Genomic DNA, 16,311 nt, shown 5'->3' on the forward strand with positions numbered 1-16,311 from the left:
GCCTGAGAGTTTGATGACATGCGCCTGACCCGTTCGTCCTGAGTAGCCCCTTCGACTGCCTGCCTGCGGCAGTCGCTCAGGGCAGGCATTGAGCTTATCGAAATGGCGTATCGAAGGACCGTTTGGGGCAGGTGCTTCGATACGGGTCTTCGTCAGGCTCAGCCCCTACTCAGCACGAACGGGTCAGGTTTTGTCATCCTACCCTAACGGGCCGCCAGCGTCGGTGCGGCGGCCCCGTCGGTCATCCGGATCGGCAGGATGCGCCCGTCGCGGGAGTATTGGACACGATCCACCGCCACTTGCCGTTCGCCGCGATAGGGTTCGGCGCCCTGCGGATTTTCCCAACGGTGATAGACGATCAGCCATTGACCGTTCGGCGCCTTGACGAAGCTGTGATGCCCCGGCCCCTTGTGCGTCGCGTCGCTGGTCAGGATCGCACCGCGATATTTCCATGGGCCGACCGGCGACGGCGCGGTGGCGTAATGGACCGAATAGCTGGGGCCGTTGAAGCGGCCGTGGCTGTACGACAGATAATAGGTGCCGCCGCGTTCGTGCAGGAACGCGCCCTCGGTAAATTGCGGCGGGTTGGCGACGAGCACCTCGCGCGCGATCGTCACCATGTCGGGTTTGAGTTCCCAGACGCGCAGCTTCGAACCGGCGCTGCCACCCGCATAAAGATAGCTTTTCCCCGAGCGGGCATCGTTAAAGACCATCGGGTCGATCGCCTCGAACCCCTGCCCCCCGGTCACCAGCGGACGGCCGCTGTCGCGATACGGCCCCTCCGGCCGGTCCGCGACGGCGACGCCGATCCGGCTGGGCGTCGGGTTCTGCGGGCCGACCGAAAAATACAGATAATATTTGCCGTTGCGCGTCGCGACGCCCGGCGCCCACAGGAAATGTTCGGGTGCGCCGTCATCCTTGATCCAGCCGATCTGATCGCGACGGATCAGTTCGCCGCGCGGGCGCCAGTTCTTCAGGTCGCGGGTCGAGAAGGCGCCGAAGCGGTCGGCGGCCCAGCTGCCGCCGGGCCCGCCGGTCGGGAAGACCCAGAGTTCATTGCCGATGAACATGGCGTGTGGATCGGCGCCCTCGAACTGCGGGTTGCCGGCCGGGGCGGCGGCGACGCTGGTGAGGAGGATCAGCGGCAGGAACAGGTGTTTGCGCATGAGAAGGTTTCCGTGGGTTCGGAGGGTCAACGGACGCGGATTATGTCGCTGGCGGGGCGTTCCAGGCCGTACCCCGGCGGAGGCCGGGGTCCAGTCGGGGAACGTCGACTTATTATCGAGAAGCCTTTCCAACTGGACCCCGGCCTTCGCCGGGGTACGTGGTGCTTCGGGTTAAGTACCGATCTTGCCAAAAATGTTCTCGAATGGGCGGGCTGGCAAGTCCGGGTGGCCGTGACGCTCGATCACCGACCACCCGTCCCCGCCCTGCCCCCCACGGTCAGGAGAACAGGAGACCCGTCAGAAGCGGAAGCGGACGCCGAGCGAGTAGACGCGTTCGAGATACTGGACCTGGCGGGTGTAGACGTCGCCGGCATCGTTGAACTGGCGGGTCCGCTTGATCGGGTTGCCGAGCAGGTTGACGATGTCGAAGGCCAGCGTGACGTTCGGTACCGGCGTCAGCGTCGTCGAGAAGTCGAGCTGTCCCCGGCCCTTTTCGATCACCGCACGGGTGCGTGGCGATCCGTCCGCGCCGATGTCGAGCGGTTCGATGCTGTAATAGCTGACGAAGTCCGAACGATAGTTATAGGCCAGCCGCGCCGAGAAGAAGGAGCGTTCGTACAAGCCGACAAGGTTGCCCGACCATTCCGACACGCCGGTGAACGGCACGCGCGTACCCGCCACGTTGGGCGAGGCGCTGAGCCCGGTGGCAAGGTCGCCGCGCGCGTCGATATAGGTCGCGTTGGCCTGTACGCCGAAGCCGCGCATCCATTCGGGCAGGCTGTCGAAGTCGAGGAAGCTGGTGAAGGCGACCTCCGCCCCGTTGAACCGGGTCTTGCCGGTATTTTCCGGCCGATCGAAGCGCGACGGACCATAGCCCAAATCGACCGGAGCAACGGCGACGCGCGAAATGAAGCCCTGCGCATCGCGGCGGAACAACGCGCCGGTCAGCGACCCGGTGCGCGAGAAATACCATTCGAGGCTGATGTCGTAATTGTCCGAAGTCAACGGGTTCAGATCGGGATTGCCGCCCGAAATGTTGCGCAAATTGCTGTTCGGATCGTTCGGATTGGGCGGGTTGTTGGGGTCGACGACCGGCGGCGGCCCGACGGTGAGCGTCGGGTTCAGGTCGAAGAAGTTCGGCCGCGTCCGCGTCTGGGTATAGGCGAGGCGCATCTGCAATTTTTCGTTGAAGCGAACCCGCGCGCTGACGTTGGGCAGGTAATCGGTATATTCGTTTTCGGCGGTAACCGGGCTGAAGGTCGGGTTGGCCGGATCGGTCTCGTCCCGCGCGAAGCCGCCGATCCGCGTCTTGGTCTTGACCGCGCGGACGCCGACCAGGCCGTCGACGCTCATCGTCGAACCGAGATCGAAGCCGTATTTGACCTGCGCATAGGTCGCGAACGCTTTCTCGTTCGCGCGGAAATTCTCGGTCGGGTTGTAGGCCGGGTTGCCGGCGGGCGCGCCGAAGAAGGAGCGCAGTTCGGCGATGTTCGCGCGGATGCTGGGTTCGGTGATCGACGCGAAGGTCTTCACCGGGAAGGCGTTGTCGAACTTGAACGCCGGGCGCGTCGAGCCGATCTCGATCGGCAGCGCGGAGATCGGGATGCGCTGGTCCGTCAGCGCGCTGCCGTTGAGCGTGTTGATATAAGGCGCGCCGCGATCGCGATTGGCGTCGCGGTCGTTGTAGCGGAAGCCGACCTTGAATTCCTTCAGGAAGCCGTCGCCCAGATCATATTGTGCATCGAAACGGGTCTGAATGTCCTTGCCGCCGACCTTTAGGAATTCCTGAAAGAAGCCGCGCGTCAGGAAGTTCGCCGGGTCGGTTACGTCGAAATCGACGAAGTTAAAGCTCGGCCCGCCATAATTGCCGCTGGGCGTTTCGAACACGACGTTGCGGGTCGGCGAACTGGCGAAGAGATAATCGATATTGTTGAGGTTAAACGTGTAGGCGCTGTCGGTATAGGCGACATCCGCCGACAGGCGCAGCCGGTCGCGGGTCCAGGTCGCGCCGCCGCCGACCTGATAGGTATCGGTGCGGCCGTTGGCGGAGGTGAAATAGCCGTCGGGTGTGTTGGCGCCGACCACCGTCGCGCTCTGGGCGATGGTCGGGTTGCCGTCGCGGGTGGTCAGGTTGTTGAGCCGGAACGCGTCGCCGCCGAAGATCGGCACGAACATCCACTGGTTGGAATCATGGCCGCGATAGCCCTGATACAGGCCGTCGACATAAATTTCGAGTTCGCTGCTCGGCCGCCATTGGAAGGCGGCATTGGCGGAGGGCCGCCAGCGTTTGCCGTTGCTGGTGAAGCGGCCCTGCGCATCGGGATAGCGGACGCCGGCGGTACCGGCATTGGCGGCGCTGGTGGTGCCGATCACCAGCGACTGTTCGCGCGTCGCATCGAGATAATTGAGGCCGACATAGGAGGCGTTGACCAGCAGCCCCATCTCACCGATGCCGGTGTTCCACCGTCCGCTGACCAGGAGGTTGCCGTTCCACGTCAGCCCGCCCGATTGCTCCCAGTTGACGCCGTTGAGCGAGCCGGAGATTTCGAGGCCCTTGAAATCGAATGGCCGACGGCCGCGAACGTTGACCTGTCCGCCGATGCCGCCCTCGATCAGATTCGCGGTGCTCGACTTGTAGACTTCGAGCGCGGCGACGGTGCCGGCCGGGAAATCCTGGATCGCGACGAACCGCCCTTCGGCGGTGAAGATTTCGCGGCCATTATAGGTGGTGCTGATATCGGGCAGGCCGCGGATCTGGACGCCCGCCGCTTCGCCCGCGCCGCGCGTCACCTGTACGCCGGTCACGCGCGCGAGGGCGGCGGAGGCGAAGGTGTCGGGGAGCTTGCCGATATCCTCGGCGACGATCGCATCGACGATGCCGTCCGAATTCTGCTTCAGCTGCTGCGCCGATTGCAGGCTGCGGCGCAGGCCGGTGACGACGATATCGCCATCGTCGGTCGCGCCGGCCTGTTCATAGGCCGCGGGTGCGGTCGGGCTGACCGACTGGTCGGACGGTGTGGTCGGCTTCGGTGTTTCCTGCGCGCCGGTCTGTGCGAGCGCGGTCAGCGGCAGCGTGCCGGTGGTGGCGGCCAGCAGCGACGCGGACGCGCGCCAGAAATGCTTGCAGTGCATATTTCCTCCCCAGTTCAAAGCGATGCGGTCTGTCGCCGCCGATTTGTCCGACCTAACAGCGCCGGAAGACGTTCACAATACGAATATATGTGATAATTGGAAACGGTTACGAAAGAAGCGTTTTCGTTCGGCGGCCGCATCGCGCGGACGCACGGGGGAAGCGGAAAACGGGAGAGAATGGATGAAGGGATTTGTCGTCGCGCTGCTGGGCGCGACCATGCTGACCATGGCGCCGGCCGAGGCGCGGGACCGGTGGAGCGAGACGCAAGCCGGTGCGTGGTACTCGAAGCAGCCATGGCTGGTAGGCGCGAACTTCACGCCCGCCAGCGCGATCAACCAGCTCGAAATGTGGCAGGCCGAGACTTGGGATCCGCAGCGGATCGATTACGAACTGAACCTTGCGCAGGGCATCGGCATGAATACGATGCGCGTGTTCCTGCACGACCAGCTGTGGACGCAGGATGCGGAGGGGTTCAAGCGGCGGATCGACGAATTCCTGCGCATCGCCGAGCGGCACAAGATCAAGCCGCTGTTCGTGCTGTTCGACAGTTGCTGGGACCCGAACCCGAAGCTGGGGCCGCAGCATCCGCCGATCCCCGGCGTCCATAATTCGGGTTGGGTGCAGGGGCCGGGCATGGCGGGCCTGCGCGACCGTAGCCGCTATCCGGCGTACAAGGCCTATGTGCAGGGCGTGATCGGCGCGTTCGGGCGCGACGAACGCGTGCTCGGCTGGGACGTGTGGAACGAACCCGACAATGGCGCCGACCAGTATAAGGGTCAGGAGGGCAAAGAGCCGATGGTCCGCGCGCTGCTGGCGCAGGTGTTCGACTGGGCGCGCGCTGCCGATCCGATGCAGCCGATCACCTCGGGCGTTTGGATCGGCGACGACTGGACGCCAGGGGGCAAGGCATCGGCGATGGCGAAGCTGCAACTCGCGCAGTCGGACATCATCACCTTCCACGACTATAGCTGGCCTGAGACGTTCGAGAGGCGCATCCGCCAGTTGCTGCCGTATAATCGACCGATCATCTGCACCGAATATATGGCCCGCGGGAACGGATCGACCTTCGACGGGTCGCTGCCGATCGCCAAACGCTACAATGTCGGCATGATGAACTGGGGGTTCGTCGACGGCAGGACGCAGACGCGACTGCCGTGGGACAGCTGGCAGAAACCCTATGTGATGGCCGAGCCAACCATCTGGTTCCACGAGGTGTTCCGCGCCGACGGCACCCCCTATCGTACCGCCGAGACCGATTTGATCCGCCGGCTGGCAACGGCGCCCAAGGGCGTGGTGCCGCTACCCCCGACGACAGCGCCGGTGCCGCGCCGCCGTCGCTGACGTCCGGTCTGCCCGCCGCTATCCGGTGACGGCGGCGGGCAGCGTTTCTAACCTCTTGGTAATTCTTTAACCGTATCCTGTGGCCTTCCACGGGGAGTCGCCGGTGCATCTCTCGATCTCGACCAAGGTAACCGTTGCCTGCGCGACCGTGCTGTTGCCGTCGCTGTTGCTGCTGGCGAGCTGGCTGCACATCGGCGCCGAGGTCGGATCTGCGGCGGGACATATCGGCCATCTGACCGAATTGCTGCGCGGACAGGACCGGCAGGACGCGGCGCAGCGCGCGCTGAGGCTGTCGATCGGCGATGCGACCCGGCTGGCCGAACGGCACGGCGCCGTGCCCGAGGCGCAGTGGCACGGGCTGTCCGCCGAGTTGCGCGCGTTCCGCACCTTGTCGAACGTCACCGCGACCGATCCGGACCGTGCCCTGCCCGGCGAGTTGCGGACGGCACTGGCGCAGACCCGCAGCGCGTCGCTGACGTTCGTGCCGATCGGACAGGAGCTGATCGATACCGCCCGCCGCGATCCCGACGGCATCAAGCCGGCGATGCCGCGTTTCCTCGACGCGCTCAAGCGGCTGGAGGCCGAGCGGACGAAGACGCGCGACGTCCTGGGCCGCGCGATCGGCGATGCCGCCGACGATGCCATCGCGCTCAACCATCGCGGCACGTTCCGCGCGCTGTTGAGTGCGGGGGCGGTGATCTTGACGCTGCTGATCATGGCGCTGTGGCTGCACCTGCGCGTGATCGAACCGCTCACCGCGATCGCCGGCATCCTGCGCGCGTTCCGAGCGGATCGGCCGGTCGGACAGAGCGTGCCGTGCCTCGACCGGCGCGACGAGGTCGGCGATCTGGCGCGGGGCGTTTCCGAATATCATAAGGCGATGGAGGCCCAGCGCAGCGCGCAACGCCGCGTCGATTTCCTCGCCCATCACGACGCGCTGACCGGCCTGCCCAACCGGCTGTTGTTCGAGAACCGGCTGGCGCACGAACTGATTCGCGCGCGCCGGACCGGCGAGAAGGTTACGCTGTTCGCGATCGATCTCGACGAATTCAAAAGCATCAACGACCGCTGCGGCCATGCCGGCGGCGACGACGCACTGCGACGTGCCGCGAAGCTGTTGTCGGGATGCGTGCGCGCCAGCGATCTCGTCGCGCGGATCGGCGGCGACGAATTCGCCATCATCCAGGTCGCGCCGGCGCAGCCCGCCGCCGCCGAGGCGCTGTTGCGGCGGATCTCGCGGGCGACCGAAGCGACGCTGAGCGCCGACGTGCCGATCCAGATGAGCATCGGCGTCGCGATCTCGTCGCCCGATCAGGGCGGCGACGATCTGCACAACCTTGCCGACATGGCGTTGTACCGGGCGAAGTCGGACGGGCGGAACACGGCGCGATTCTTCGATACCGGGCTGCTGGAGGAAGTCAGCCTGCGCAACCGGCTGGGCCGCGATCTGGAACGCGCGATCGATGCGAACCAGCTCTATCTCGCCTATCAGCCGATCGCGACTCCCGATGGGCGGATCACCGGGTTCGAGGCGCTGTTGCGCTGGACCCATATCGATCTGGGGGACATCCGCCCCGACATCTTCATTCCCATCGCCGAAGCGACCGGGCAGATCGCGCGCATCGGGCATTGGGTCGCCGACACGGCAATGGCCGCCGCCGCGCACTGGCCCGCGACGATCAAGCTTGCGCTGAACCTGTCCCCGCTCCAGTTCCGCGATGCCGAACTGGCCGGCAGCCTGCTCGATCTTGCCACCAAGCACGGCATCGCCACCGACCGGCTGGAACTGGAAGTGACCGAGAGCGCGACGCTGCTCGACCAGCATCGCCACGCCGTGCAGACGACGCTGCGCCGGTTGCAGGCGGCGGGCGCGATCCTGGCGATGGACGATTTCGGCACCGGCCATTCGTCGCTCAGCAACCTGAAGGAATTCACCTTCGACAAGCTGAAGATCGATCGCAGCTTCGTGGCCACGATGCTGTCCGACGATGCGTCCGCGGTGATCGTCAAGGCGACGATCGGCCTGGGTAAGAGCCTGGGCATGTCGATCGTCGCCGAAGGGGTCGAGACCGCCGAGCAACTGGCACAGCTGCGCGAATGGGGCTGCGACCAGTTGCAGGGATATCATATCGGACGGCCGATGCGGGTCGTCGATCATCTGCTGGCGCCCGCCGAACTGGCGATCTGACCGACGCGGCCTTGCGCACCGGCCGTTCACCCGCCAAGCAGCGGCGATGCGCATCGCCCTGTACGAACCCGAAATCGCCGGCAATGTCGGAGCCGTACTGCGGCTGGGCGCCTGCCTCGGCGTCGCGGTCGACCTGATCGAGCCACTAGGGTTCGCATGGGACGACCGACGGGTCCGGCGGACGGCGATGGACTATATCGACCATGTAGCAGTCACCCGCCATGCCGGCTTCGACGCCTTCCGTTCGGCGGTTGCCCCGCCCCGGCTGGTGCTGTTCACGACCAAGAGCGACCGGTCGGCCTATGACTTCGCGTTCCGGGCGGACGACGTGCTGTTGTTCGGCAAGGAAAGCGCCGGGGTTCCGGCGGCGATTGCCGAAACATGCGACGAGCGGCTACGGCTGCCGATCCGGGCCGAGGTGCGGTCGATGAACCTTGCCACCGCCGCCGCGCTGGCGGTGGGCGAGGCACTGCGCCAGACCGGCGGCCTGCCGGGCTGATCGTACCGGTTCGCGCGATAGCGTACGTTCGTCATTCGCGCGGGGGCGATCGGCGCGTTCGTGCGTTGTCCCGGTTTCCGGGATATCCCCCGACAAGGATGATCGATCGAATGGCGGACAGGCCTGAACTGGAAATCACGCGTCGCGGCGTACTGGCGAGCGGTGCGATGGGCGCTGCAATTGCCGTGGCGCCGGGCGCAGCGGTCGCGCAGAACGCGCCCGAACCACAGGCACCACCGACCATGCCGGTCCGGTTCAAGATCAATGGCAGGCCGCAGCAGCTTACGCTCGACACCCGGACCACGTTGCTCGACGCGTTGCGCGAACATCTGCACCTGACCGGCACCAAGAAGGGGTGCGACCATGGCCAATGCGGTGCCTGTACGGTGCTGGTCGATGGCAAGCGGATCAATTCCTGCCTGACGCTGGCAGTAATGCACGAAGGCGACGAGATCGTAACGATCGAAGGGCTGGGTACGCCCGACAAGCTGCACCCGATGCAGGCGGCGTTCGTCAAGCATGACGGATATCAGTGTGGCTATTGTACGCCCGGTCAGATTTGTTCGGCGGTCGCCGTGCTCGACGAGATACGGCGCGGCGTGCCGAGCCATGTGCAGGTGGATCTGACGAAACGTCCCGCCGCCAGCAACATGGAAATGCGCGAACGGATGAGCGGCAATATCTGCCGCTGCGGGGCCTATTCCAACATCGCCGAGGCGATGGCCGACGTCGCGGGGGCAAAGGCATGAGAGCGTTCACCTATGAACGGGCGAGGGACGCGGTTGAGGCCGCACGGATCGTCGCCGGTCGTCCCGATGCCAAATTCATCGCCGGCGGTACCAACCTGCTCGACCTGATGAAGCTGGAGATCGAGACGCCGACGCATCTGGTCGACGTGCAGGACCTCGGGTTCGACAAGATCGAGAAGACCCGTGACGGGGGTCTCCGGATCGGTGCGCTGGTCACCAATACCGATCTCGCCGCCGATGAGCGCGTGCGGCGCGATTACGGGGTGCTGACGCGAGCGATCGTCGCCGGTGCGTCGGGTCAGTTGCGCAACAAGGCGTCGACCGCCGGCAATTTGCTGCAACGGACGCGTTGCCCCTATTTTTACGACACCAACATGGCGTGCAACAAGCGCAAGCCGGGGTCGGGGTGCGCGGCGATCGGCGGCTATTCGCGGCAACTGGGGGTGATCGGCGTCAGCAACGCCTGCATCGCGACCTTCCCCGGTGACATGGCGGTGGCGATGCGCGTGCTGGATGCCACGATCGAGACGGTCGACGGCAGCGGGCAGAAGCGCACCATTCCGATCGCCGAGTTTCACCGGCTATGGGGCGATCGGCCCGAGATCGACACGGTATTGAAGCCCGGCGAGTTGATAACCGCCGTCACCCTGCCCCGCCCGATCGGCGGCCGGCATTTCTATGAGAAGGTGCGCGACCGGGCGTCCTATGCCTATGCATTGGTGTCGGTTGCGGCGGTGATCCAGCGCGACGGCACCGGGCGTGTCGCGTTCGGCGGGGTAGCCCCTCGGCCATGGCGGGTCGAGGCGGCCGAAGCATTACTGCCGCAAGGGGCCGCCGCCGTCACCGCCCGCGCATTTCAGGGCGCGACCCCGACAAAGGACAATGCGTTCAAGCTGCCGCTCGCGACCCGCGCGCTGGCATCGGTCATCGCGCAAGCCAAGGCGTAATCCATGCAGTTCGATACCCCCGCGACGACCAATCCCATCGACCGGATGAAGGTGGTCGGCCGCCCGCACGAGCGGATCGACGGTCCGCTCAAGACGACCGGTCAGGCACCCTATGCCTATGAACACCGCGCGATCTCGAACGCCGCCTATGGTTATATTGTCGGGTCGGCGGTGGCCAAGGGCACGATCCGTTCGATCAGTCTGGACGAGGCGCGCAGTGCGCCGGGCGTGCTGACGATCGTCACCGCCCAGAATGCGGGCAAGCTCGGCAAGGGGCAGATGAACACCGTCAAGCTGCTCGCCGGGCCGCAGGTCGATCATTATCACCAGGCGGTGGCACTGATCGTCGCCGAGACGTTCGAACAGGCGCGTGCCGCCGCCGCGCTGGTGCGGGTCGATTATACGCGCGCAACCGGCAGCTATGATCTGGACGAGGCGCTCAAGTCCGCACCGCTGACCGGTGGCGACAGCGGCGAGGGCAGCGGCGCGCCGCCCGTCGACCGGACGGGCAAGTTCGAGGACGCCTTCGCCGCCGCGCCGGTCAAGATCGATGCCGAATATACGACCCCCGACCATAGCCATGCGATGATGGAGCCGTTCGCGTCGATCGCGGCGTGGAATGGCGACGAACTGACGCTGTGGACGTCGAACCAGATGATCGACTGGGGACGCGGCGACCTGGCCAGGACGCTCGGCATTCCGAAAGAGAAGATCACGTTGATGTCGCCCTATGTCGGCGGCGGTTTCGGCGGCAAACTGTTCCTGCGCGCCGATGCGGTGCTGGCGGCGCTGGGGGCGAAGGCGGCGAAGCGACCGGTCAAGCTTGCCATGCAGCGGCCGATGATGGTCAACAATGCGACCCATCGTCCGGCGACGCGCCAGCGCATCCGGCTGGGCGCGCAGCCCGATGGCACGATCACCGCGATCGCGCATGAAAGCGGGTCTGGCGATCAACCGAATGGCGGCCCGGAAGCGGCGGTCAACCAGACGAAGTTGCTTTATGCGGGAGCGAACCGGCTGACGTCGATGCGGCTGGCGGTGCTCAACCTGCCCGAGGGCAATGCGATGCGCGCACCCGGCGAAGCGCCGGGGATGATGGCGCTCGAAATCGCAATGGACGAGCTGGCCGAAAAGCTGAGGATGGATCCGGTCGCGCTGCGCATCAAGAACGATACGCAGGTCGATCCGGAAAAGCCCGAGCGTCGCTTCTCGCAGCGGCAACTGGTGCGGTGCCTGACCGAGGGTGCGCAGCGCTTCGGTTGGTCGCGTCGCAATGCGACGCCGGGACAGGTGCGCGACTGCAAATGGCTGGTCGGCATGGGCGTCGCCGCCGCGTTCCGGAATCACGTCAACCGCACGTCGGGCGCGCGGGTGCGGCTGGGACGCGACGGGGTGGTTACGGTCGAGACCGACATGACCGATATCGGCACCGGCAGCTACACGATCATCGCGCAGACGGCGGGCGAAATGCTGGGTGTGCCGGCCGAGGCGGTGGTGGTGAAGCTCGGCAGTTCGGCCTTCCCCGTGTCGGCCGGATCAGGCGGGCAATGGGGCGCGGCCAATGCCACCGCCGGCGTCTATGCCGCCTGCGTCAAGTTGCGCGAACAGGCGGCACAGCGGCTGGGCATCGATCCCGCGACCGCCGACTTTGCCGATGGCCGGGTCAGCGGCGGCGGGAAGAGCGGCGACCTGCGCGCGGCGGCGGCGGGCGGCGAACTGGTCGGCGAGGACAAGATCGAGTTCGATAAGCTCGACAAGACCTATCAGTTCGCGACGTTCGGCGCGCATTTCGTCGAGGTCGGGGTCGATGCCTATACCGGCATCACCCGCATCCGCCGGATGCTGGCGGTGTGCGCGGCGGGGCGGATCATCAATCCCGTATCGGCGCGCAGCCAGGTGATCGGCGCGATGACGATGGGCGCGGGATCGGCGCTGATGGAGGAACTGGCGGTCGACAAGCGCTTCGGCATGTTCGTCAACCACGATCTCGCCAGCTACGAGGTACCGGTCCATGCCGACATCCCGCATCAGGAGGTCGTGTTCCTCGACGAAGCCGATGAGAAGGCCAATCCGATGAAGGCGAAGGGCGTCGGCGAACTGGGCATGTGCGGCGTTGCCGGCGCGATCGCGAACGCGGTCTACAACGCGACGGGCGTGCGCATCCGCGACTATCCGCTGACTCTGGAAAAGCATCTGGAGCGGTTGCCGCCGATCGTCTGACGGCGGGTCAGGGGGTGGCGGCCTTCGCCACCTCCACCGCATAGATATGCGTTGCACCTTCGAAATTGCCGCGGAACACGACCCATTTCGCATCGGGGGTGAAGGTCATGTTCGGCTCCAGCCGATAGTCGTGCTGGCGCATGTCGACCAGCTTCTCGACCGCCAGCGTGCCGGGGACGATCAGAGCATCCGCATTAGCGGCGTGGATGTCGGCGACATCGGGAATTGCCTGCGGCGTGAATAGGTAAAGATATTTACCGTCGGGGGCATGGGCGACCATCTCGCCGTCGCCACCGTCCCCTGAGAAGCGACGGCCGCCCGGCATCTGGTTGTAATGGACCGACCACTGGTTGCGATCGACCTTGTACCAGTGCCGTTTGCCGGTGGTCAGGTCATAGCCGGCGAGCCAGAACACCTCCCCACGCGGCGTCTGCAGATCGTACCAGATCGTCCTGCCGTCGACCGAAAAGAATTCATGGCCGGCGATCTCCATGTTCATCGTACGCTTGTGGACCAGCGTCTTGCCCGTACCGTCGGCGCGGATCGTCCAGATGCGGTCGACCTTGTGCCACGGCCCTTCGTGGCAATACATGATCTGTTGCGGGTCGGTCGGCGAGAACTGGATATGGTTCAGCCAGTCGGTTGATGCGGTGACGACGCGGCGCTGTCCGGTGCGCAGATCGATGGTGAAGATCTCCATCGGGATGCCCGCCTCCAGCCGTTCGTTCAGACGGCGTTCCTTGGCCTCGGCGAAGCTGTAGGGCGTACCGTCGGCACGGGTGGCGCGATAGTCGGCCTCGCCCGGTCCCACCACGCGTCCGGGCGCGTGGCGATCGTCCTGCCGGGTGCCGTCGGGGCGTAGCGCGCCTTCGCCCAATGCGACCTGTCCCAGCAGCAGCGTTTCGTCAGCGTTAATTGAGCCGATTGAACCACCGGGAACGTCGGCGACCTTGCGGCTCCGGCCGGTATCGATGTCGACCGCATAGATCGAGGACGGGCCGCTGGCATCGTTGCGGAGCTGTCGTGCATAATAAGCGGTGCGCGTCCGCCGGCCGGTGAACAGCAGCGTCACGCCCTTTTCGCGGACCAGCGGCTTCAGTTCCCACGTCTTGAGGTCGACGGTCGCGATTCCGTCGGGCACGCTGACGACCATTCGGTCGCCCTGCGGCGTGTAGCTGTTCTGATGAAAATACAGGCTGGTGCTGTCGGGCACGCTGCTGATGCGGATGACGCGGTGGCCGGTCAGGCGATCGACCCATTCGGCCGCCGGTCTGGCGAACGCTGGCACCGCGCTCATCAGCATCGCCGCAAAGCCGAGAATTACCGGGGTCCGCATCGCACTCTCCAAACGCGCTTGTGAAAGTTCCACATAGTATGATAGCTATTCATATGTTGAGCATGATGAAGCGGGCGACGCAAGCCCGGACCATGCGAAGGAGAGAGTGCGCGTGATATCCGCCCCACCTGCCAAGCGTCCGGTCCGGCTCATCAACTACCTCGCCTACGGGTCGAACGACGTGTTGGGCGCGGGTTCGATGGCGGTGATTTCCGGCTGGGTGCTGATCTTCTATACCCAGTTCTGCGGACTGACCGCAGGACAGGCGGCGCTAATCTTCGCGGTCGCCCGTATCCTTGACGCGATCGCGTCGCCGGTGATCGGCTATCTCTCCGACCATTTCGGCACGACCGCGCTGGGGCACCGGTTCGGGCGGCGGCGCTTCTTCATCCTTGCCGCCATCCCGCTATTGCCGAGCTTCGCGCTGATGTGGCTGCCGGGCATGACCTTCTGGTATTATCTGGTCAGCTATGTCGGGTTCGAGCTCGTCTATGCGATGGTCATCATCCCGTACGAAACGCTCGCGGCGGAAATGTCGACCGACTACAAGACCAAGGCGAAGTTCGCCGGTTTCCGCATCCTGTTCGGACAGACCGCCGCGATCCTCGCCGGGTTCCTGCCATTGTGGCTCATCAACTATCTCGGCCGGGACAGCGCGCAGACCTTCTTCTACATGGGGCTGATCTTCGCGGCGCTGTTCATGGCGACCGCCGCCTTCCTCTACCGGTTCAGTTGGGAACGCCCCCTGCCCCCGCAGGCCGCCGGACGGCAGAGCGCGGGCGTCGGATCGGCGTTCAAGGCGCTGTACCGCAACCTGTTCTCGACGATGCGGATCCGGGCGTTCCGGCTGCATCTCGGCATGTATCTCGGCGGCTATATCAGCCAGGACATCTTTAATGCCGCCTTCACCTTCTTCGTCATCTTCGCGCTGGCCGGTACGACCGCGATGGCGTCGGGGCTGCTGGGTACGATGTATATCGTCCAGTTCGTGGCGGTGGTGATCGCGATCAACCTCGCGCTGCGCGCATCGCCCGCGTTCGCCTATCGGCTGGCGGCACTCACCTTCGGCCTTGGCGTAATCGTGCTACTGTCGCTCTGGGCAGGCGGCACGACCGCGACCAGCCCGCTCATCTATTTGGCGATCGGTCTGGCCGGGCTGGGCCGCGGGGCGCTGAACTACATCCCTTGGGCGACGTACAACTATATGGCCGATGTCGACGAGATCGTGACTGGGCAGCGGCGCGAGGGCAGCTTCGCCGGGGTCATGACCTTTGTGCGCAAAGCGACCCAGGCAGCGGCGGTGGCAGGCGTCGGCCTCATCATCCAGGCAGGCGGCTTCGTATCGGGCGCACAGACCCAGACGCCGCAGGCCATCAATACCATCGCGCTGCTGCTGGGGGTGGGCACGCTCGGCGTGCTAGCGGCAGGCATCCTCGTGTCGTTGCGCTTCCGGCTCGATCCGAAGACGCATGCGATCCTGATGGAAGAGATCGAACGGCTGCGCGCCGGTGATACCGCGCCGCCCGATCCGCAGCACAAGGCGGTGGTCGAGGATCTCTCGGGATGGCCGCACGACCGGCTCTGGGGCAATAATCCGGTTGCGGCAGAGCCGGCATGATCTGGGCGGCGCTGCTCGCGCAGGCGGCGATGACCGCCCCCGTCCCGCTGTGGCGCGATCCGATACATGACGGGGCGGCCGATGCGTCGACCGTGCGCGATCCGGCGACGGGCGAATGGGTGATGTTCTACACCAACCGCCGCGCAAACTTGCCGCTTCACGACGAAAACGATGTGTTGTGGGTCCATGGCACCGCGATCGGTATCGCCCGGTCGAGCGACGGCGTTCGCTGGCGCTATGGCGGGACGGCGGCGGTCCCGACGGCCTGTACCGGTGAGACGCTGTGGGCGCCGGAAATACAGCGGATCGGCGGACGCTGGCATATGTGGCTGACCGTCGTACCGGGCGTGTTTCGCGACTGGAACGCGCCGCGCTTCATCGTGCATCTGACCAGCCGTGACCTGAAGCGCTGGGACTGCGGCGAGCGGCTTGATCTGGGGTCGGACCGGGTGATCGATGCCAGCGTCTCGGTGCTGGGGCCGAACCGATATCGCCTCTGGTTCAACGACGAACGCAGTGGCAAGTCGATCAAATTTGCCGACAGCAGCGACCTGAAACACTGGACGGTCAAGGGGACCGTCACCGATACGCCCGGCGAAGGGCCGAAAGCGTTCCGGTGGCGGGGCGCCTGGTGGCTGGTCAGCGATGCGTGGAAGGGATTGCTGGTCCAGCGTTCGGACGACGCCGCAAGCTGGACGCGGCAGCCGGGCTATCTGTTGGCCGAGCCGGGCAAGCGGCCGACCGACCGCGCGAAAGGGCAGCATCCCGATATCGTCGTGATTGGCGACCGGGCCTGGGTCATCTATTTCGTCCATCAGTCGGGCGAGCCCGAAGCGGCACGCGATCCGCTTTGGCACCGGCGGACTGTGTTGCAGATCGCGGAATTGCGCGAGAACGATGGTATCTTGTCGGTCGACCGCGAAGCCCCGGTGGTGCGGCCGCTGCGATAGGCGCCGCGCTACCGCCCGGGGACGGCCGTCATTCCCGCGCAGGGGGAATGGATGCATGCTGGAGCATGATGACATGAGGCTAATCCGTTCGTCCTGAGTAGCCATTGAGCTTGTCGAAATGGCGTATCGAAGGACCTGCCAAAGTGCTTCGATACCGGTCTTCA

General features: G+C 65.5%; 11 protein-coding genes. 8 read left to right on the forward strand and 3 right to left on the reverse strand.

Annotation, left to right across the window (positions count from 1 at the left end; all coding sequences use genetic code 11):
- Positions 1-203: 203 nt before the first annotated feature.
- On the reverse strand, positions 204-1,166 hold the full coding sequence (locus tag AAIO73_RS02280; RefSeq protein ID WP_345875933.1) for a family 43 glycosylhydrolase: 963 nt from the start codon (positions 1,164-1,166) through the stop codon (positions 204-206).
- A 297-nt stretch (positions 1,167-1,463) separates the two neighbouring features.
- A complete protein-coding gene (locus tag AAIO73_RS02285; RefSeq protein WP_345875934.1) occupies positions 1,464-4,298 on the reverse strand; it encodes a TonB-dependent receptor in 2,835 nt (944 codons plus the stop codon).
- Between the two features lie 181 nt (positions 4,299-4,479).
- Between AAIO73_RS02285 and AAIO73_RS02290 the strand changes: the two genes are divergently transcribed.
- The 6 genes from AAIO73_RS02290 (at position 4,480) to paoC (ending at position 12,243) form a co-directional block, all read left to right on the forward strand.
- Entirely contained in the window at positions 4,480-5,640 is a 1,161-nt protein-coding gene (locus tag AAIO73_RS02290; protein ID WP_345875936.1) for a cellulase family glycosylhydrolase, read from the forward strand.
- Positions 5,641-5,743: 103 nt separating this feature from the next.
- The gene (locus AAIO73_RS02295; protein ID WP_345875938.1) at positions 5,744-7,828 is read left to right on the forward strand and encodes a putative bifunctional diguanylate cyclase/phosphodiesterase; all 2,085 of its coding nucleotides are present in this window, start codon (positions 5,744-5,746) and stop codon (positions 7,826-7,828) included.
- Positions 7,829-7,874: 46 nt separating this feature from the next.
- Positions 7,875-8,327 carry a tRNA (cytidine(34)-2'-O)-methyltransferase gene (locus tag AAIO73_RS02300; RefSeq protein WP_345875940.1) on the forward strand — a complete coding sequence of 151 codons (453 nt, stop codon included), beginning with the start codon at positions 7,875-7,877 and terminating at the stop codon, positions 8,325-8,327.
- A gap of 110 nt (positions 8,328-8,437) precedes the next feature.
- Complete coding sequence (gene paoA / locus AAIO73_RS02305; protein WP_345875942.1) at positions 8,438-9,076, forward strand: aldehyde dehydrogenase iron-sulfur subunit PaoA; 639 nt, start codon at positions 8,438-8,440, stop codon at positions 9,074-9,076.
- Positions 9,073-10,023: an FAD binding domain-containing protein gene (locus tag AAIO73_RS02310; protein ID WP_345875943.1), complete on the forward strand. Its 951-nt coding sequence runs from the start codon at positions 9,073-9,075 to the stop codon at positions 10,021-10,023. The genes paoA and AAIO73_RS02310 overlap by 4 nt, the downstream gene beginning before the upstream one ends.
- 3 nt (positions 10,024-10,026) lie before the next feature.
- Entirely contained in the window at positions 10,027-12,243 is a 2,217-nt protein-coding gene (gene paoC, locus AAIO73_RS02315) for an aldehyde oxidoreductase molybdenum-binding subunit PaoC (RefSeq protein ID WP_345875944.1), read from the forward strand.
- A gap of 7 nt (positions 12,244-12,250) precedes the next feature.
- On the opposite strand, the gene AAIO73_RS02320 is transcribed toward paoC, so the two are convergent.
- Complete coding sequence (locus AAIO73_RS02320) at positions 12,251-13,579, reverse strand: oligogalacturonate lyase family protein (protein ID WP_345875946.1); 1,329 nt, start codon at positions 13,577-13,579, stop codon at positions 12,251-12,253.
- Between the two features lie 112 nt (positions 13,580-13,691).
- On the opposite strand from AAIO73_RS02320, the gene AAIO73_RS02325 reads away from it, so the two are divergent.
- On the forward strand, positions 13,692-15,197 hold the full coding sequence (locus AAIO73_RS02325; protein WP_345875947.1) for an MFS transporter: 1,506 nt from the start codon (positions 13,692-13,694) through the stop codon (positions 15,195-15,197).
- Positions 15,194-16,147, forward strand: coding sequence for a glycoside hydrolase family protein (locus tag AAIO73_RS02330; protein WP_345875949.1), 954 nt, complete (start codon positions 15,194-15,196; stop codon positions 16,145-16,147). Before AAIO73_RS02325 ends, AAIO73_RS02330 begins: the two co-directional genes overlap by 4 nt.
- Positions 16,148-16,311 lie beyond the last annotated feature (164 nt).

The sequence above is a fragment of the Sphingomonas epibiotica genome, from assembly GCF_039615155.1.
GTDB lineage: Bacteria > Pseudomonadota > Alphaproteobacteria > Sphingomonadales > Sphingomonadaceae > Sphingomonas.

What these genes read in the sequence shown, in the direction of transcription:
- AAIO73_RS02280 (WP_345875933.1), bottom strand. Translation starts at nt 1,166, where the DNA reads ATGCGCAAACACCTGTTCCTGCCGCTGATCCTCCTCACCAGCGTCGCC.
- AAIO73_RS02285 (WP_345875934.1), bottom strand. Translation starts at nt 4,298, where the DNA reads ATGCACTGCAAGCATTTCTGGCGCGCGTCCGCGTCGCTGCTGGCCGCC.
- AAIO73_RS02290 (WP_345875936.1), top strand. Translation starts at nt 4,480, where the DNA reads ATGAAGGGATTTGTCGTCGCGCTGCTGGGCGCGACCATGCTGACCATG.
- AAIO73_RS02300 (WP_345875940.1), top strand. Translation starts at nt 7,875, where the DNA reads ATGCGCATCGCCCTGTACGAACCCGAAATCGCCGGCAATGTCGGAGCC.
- paoA (WP_345875942.1), top strand. Translation starts at nt 8,438, where the DNA reads ATGGCGGACAGGCCTGAACTGGAAATCACGCGTCGCGGCGTACTGGCG.
- AAIO73_RS02310 (WP_345875943.1), top strand. Translation starts at nt 9,073, where the DNA reads ATGAGAGCGTTCACCTATGAACGGGCGAGGGACGCGGTTGAGGCCGCA.
- paoC (WP_345875944.1), top strand. Translation starts at nt 10,027, where the DNA reads ATGCAGTTCGATACCCCCGCGACGACCAATCCCATCGACCGGATGAAG.
- AAIO73_RS02320 (WP_345875946.1), bottom strand. Translation starts at nt 13,579, where the DNA reads ATGCGGACCCCGGTAATTCTCGGCTTTGCGGCGATGCTGATGAGCGCG.
- AAIO73_RS02330 (WP_345875949.1), top strand. Translation starts at nt 15,194, where the DNA reads ATGATCTGGGCGGCGCTGCTCGCGCAGGCGGCGATGACCGCCCCCGTC.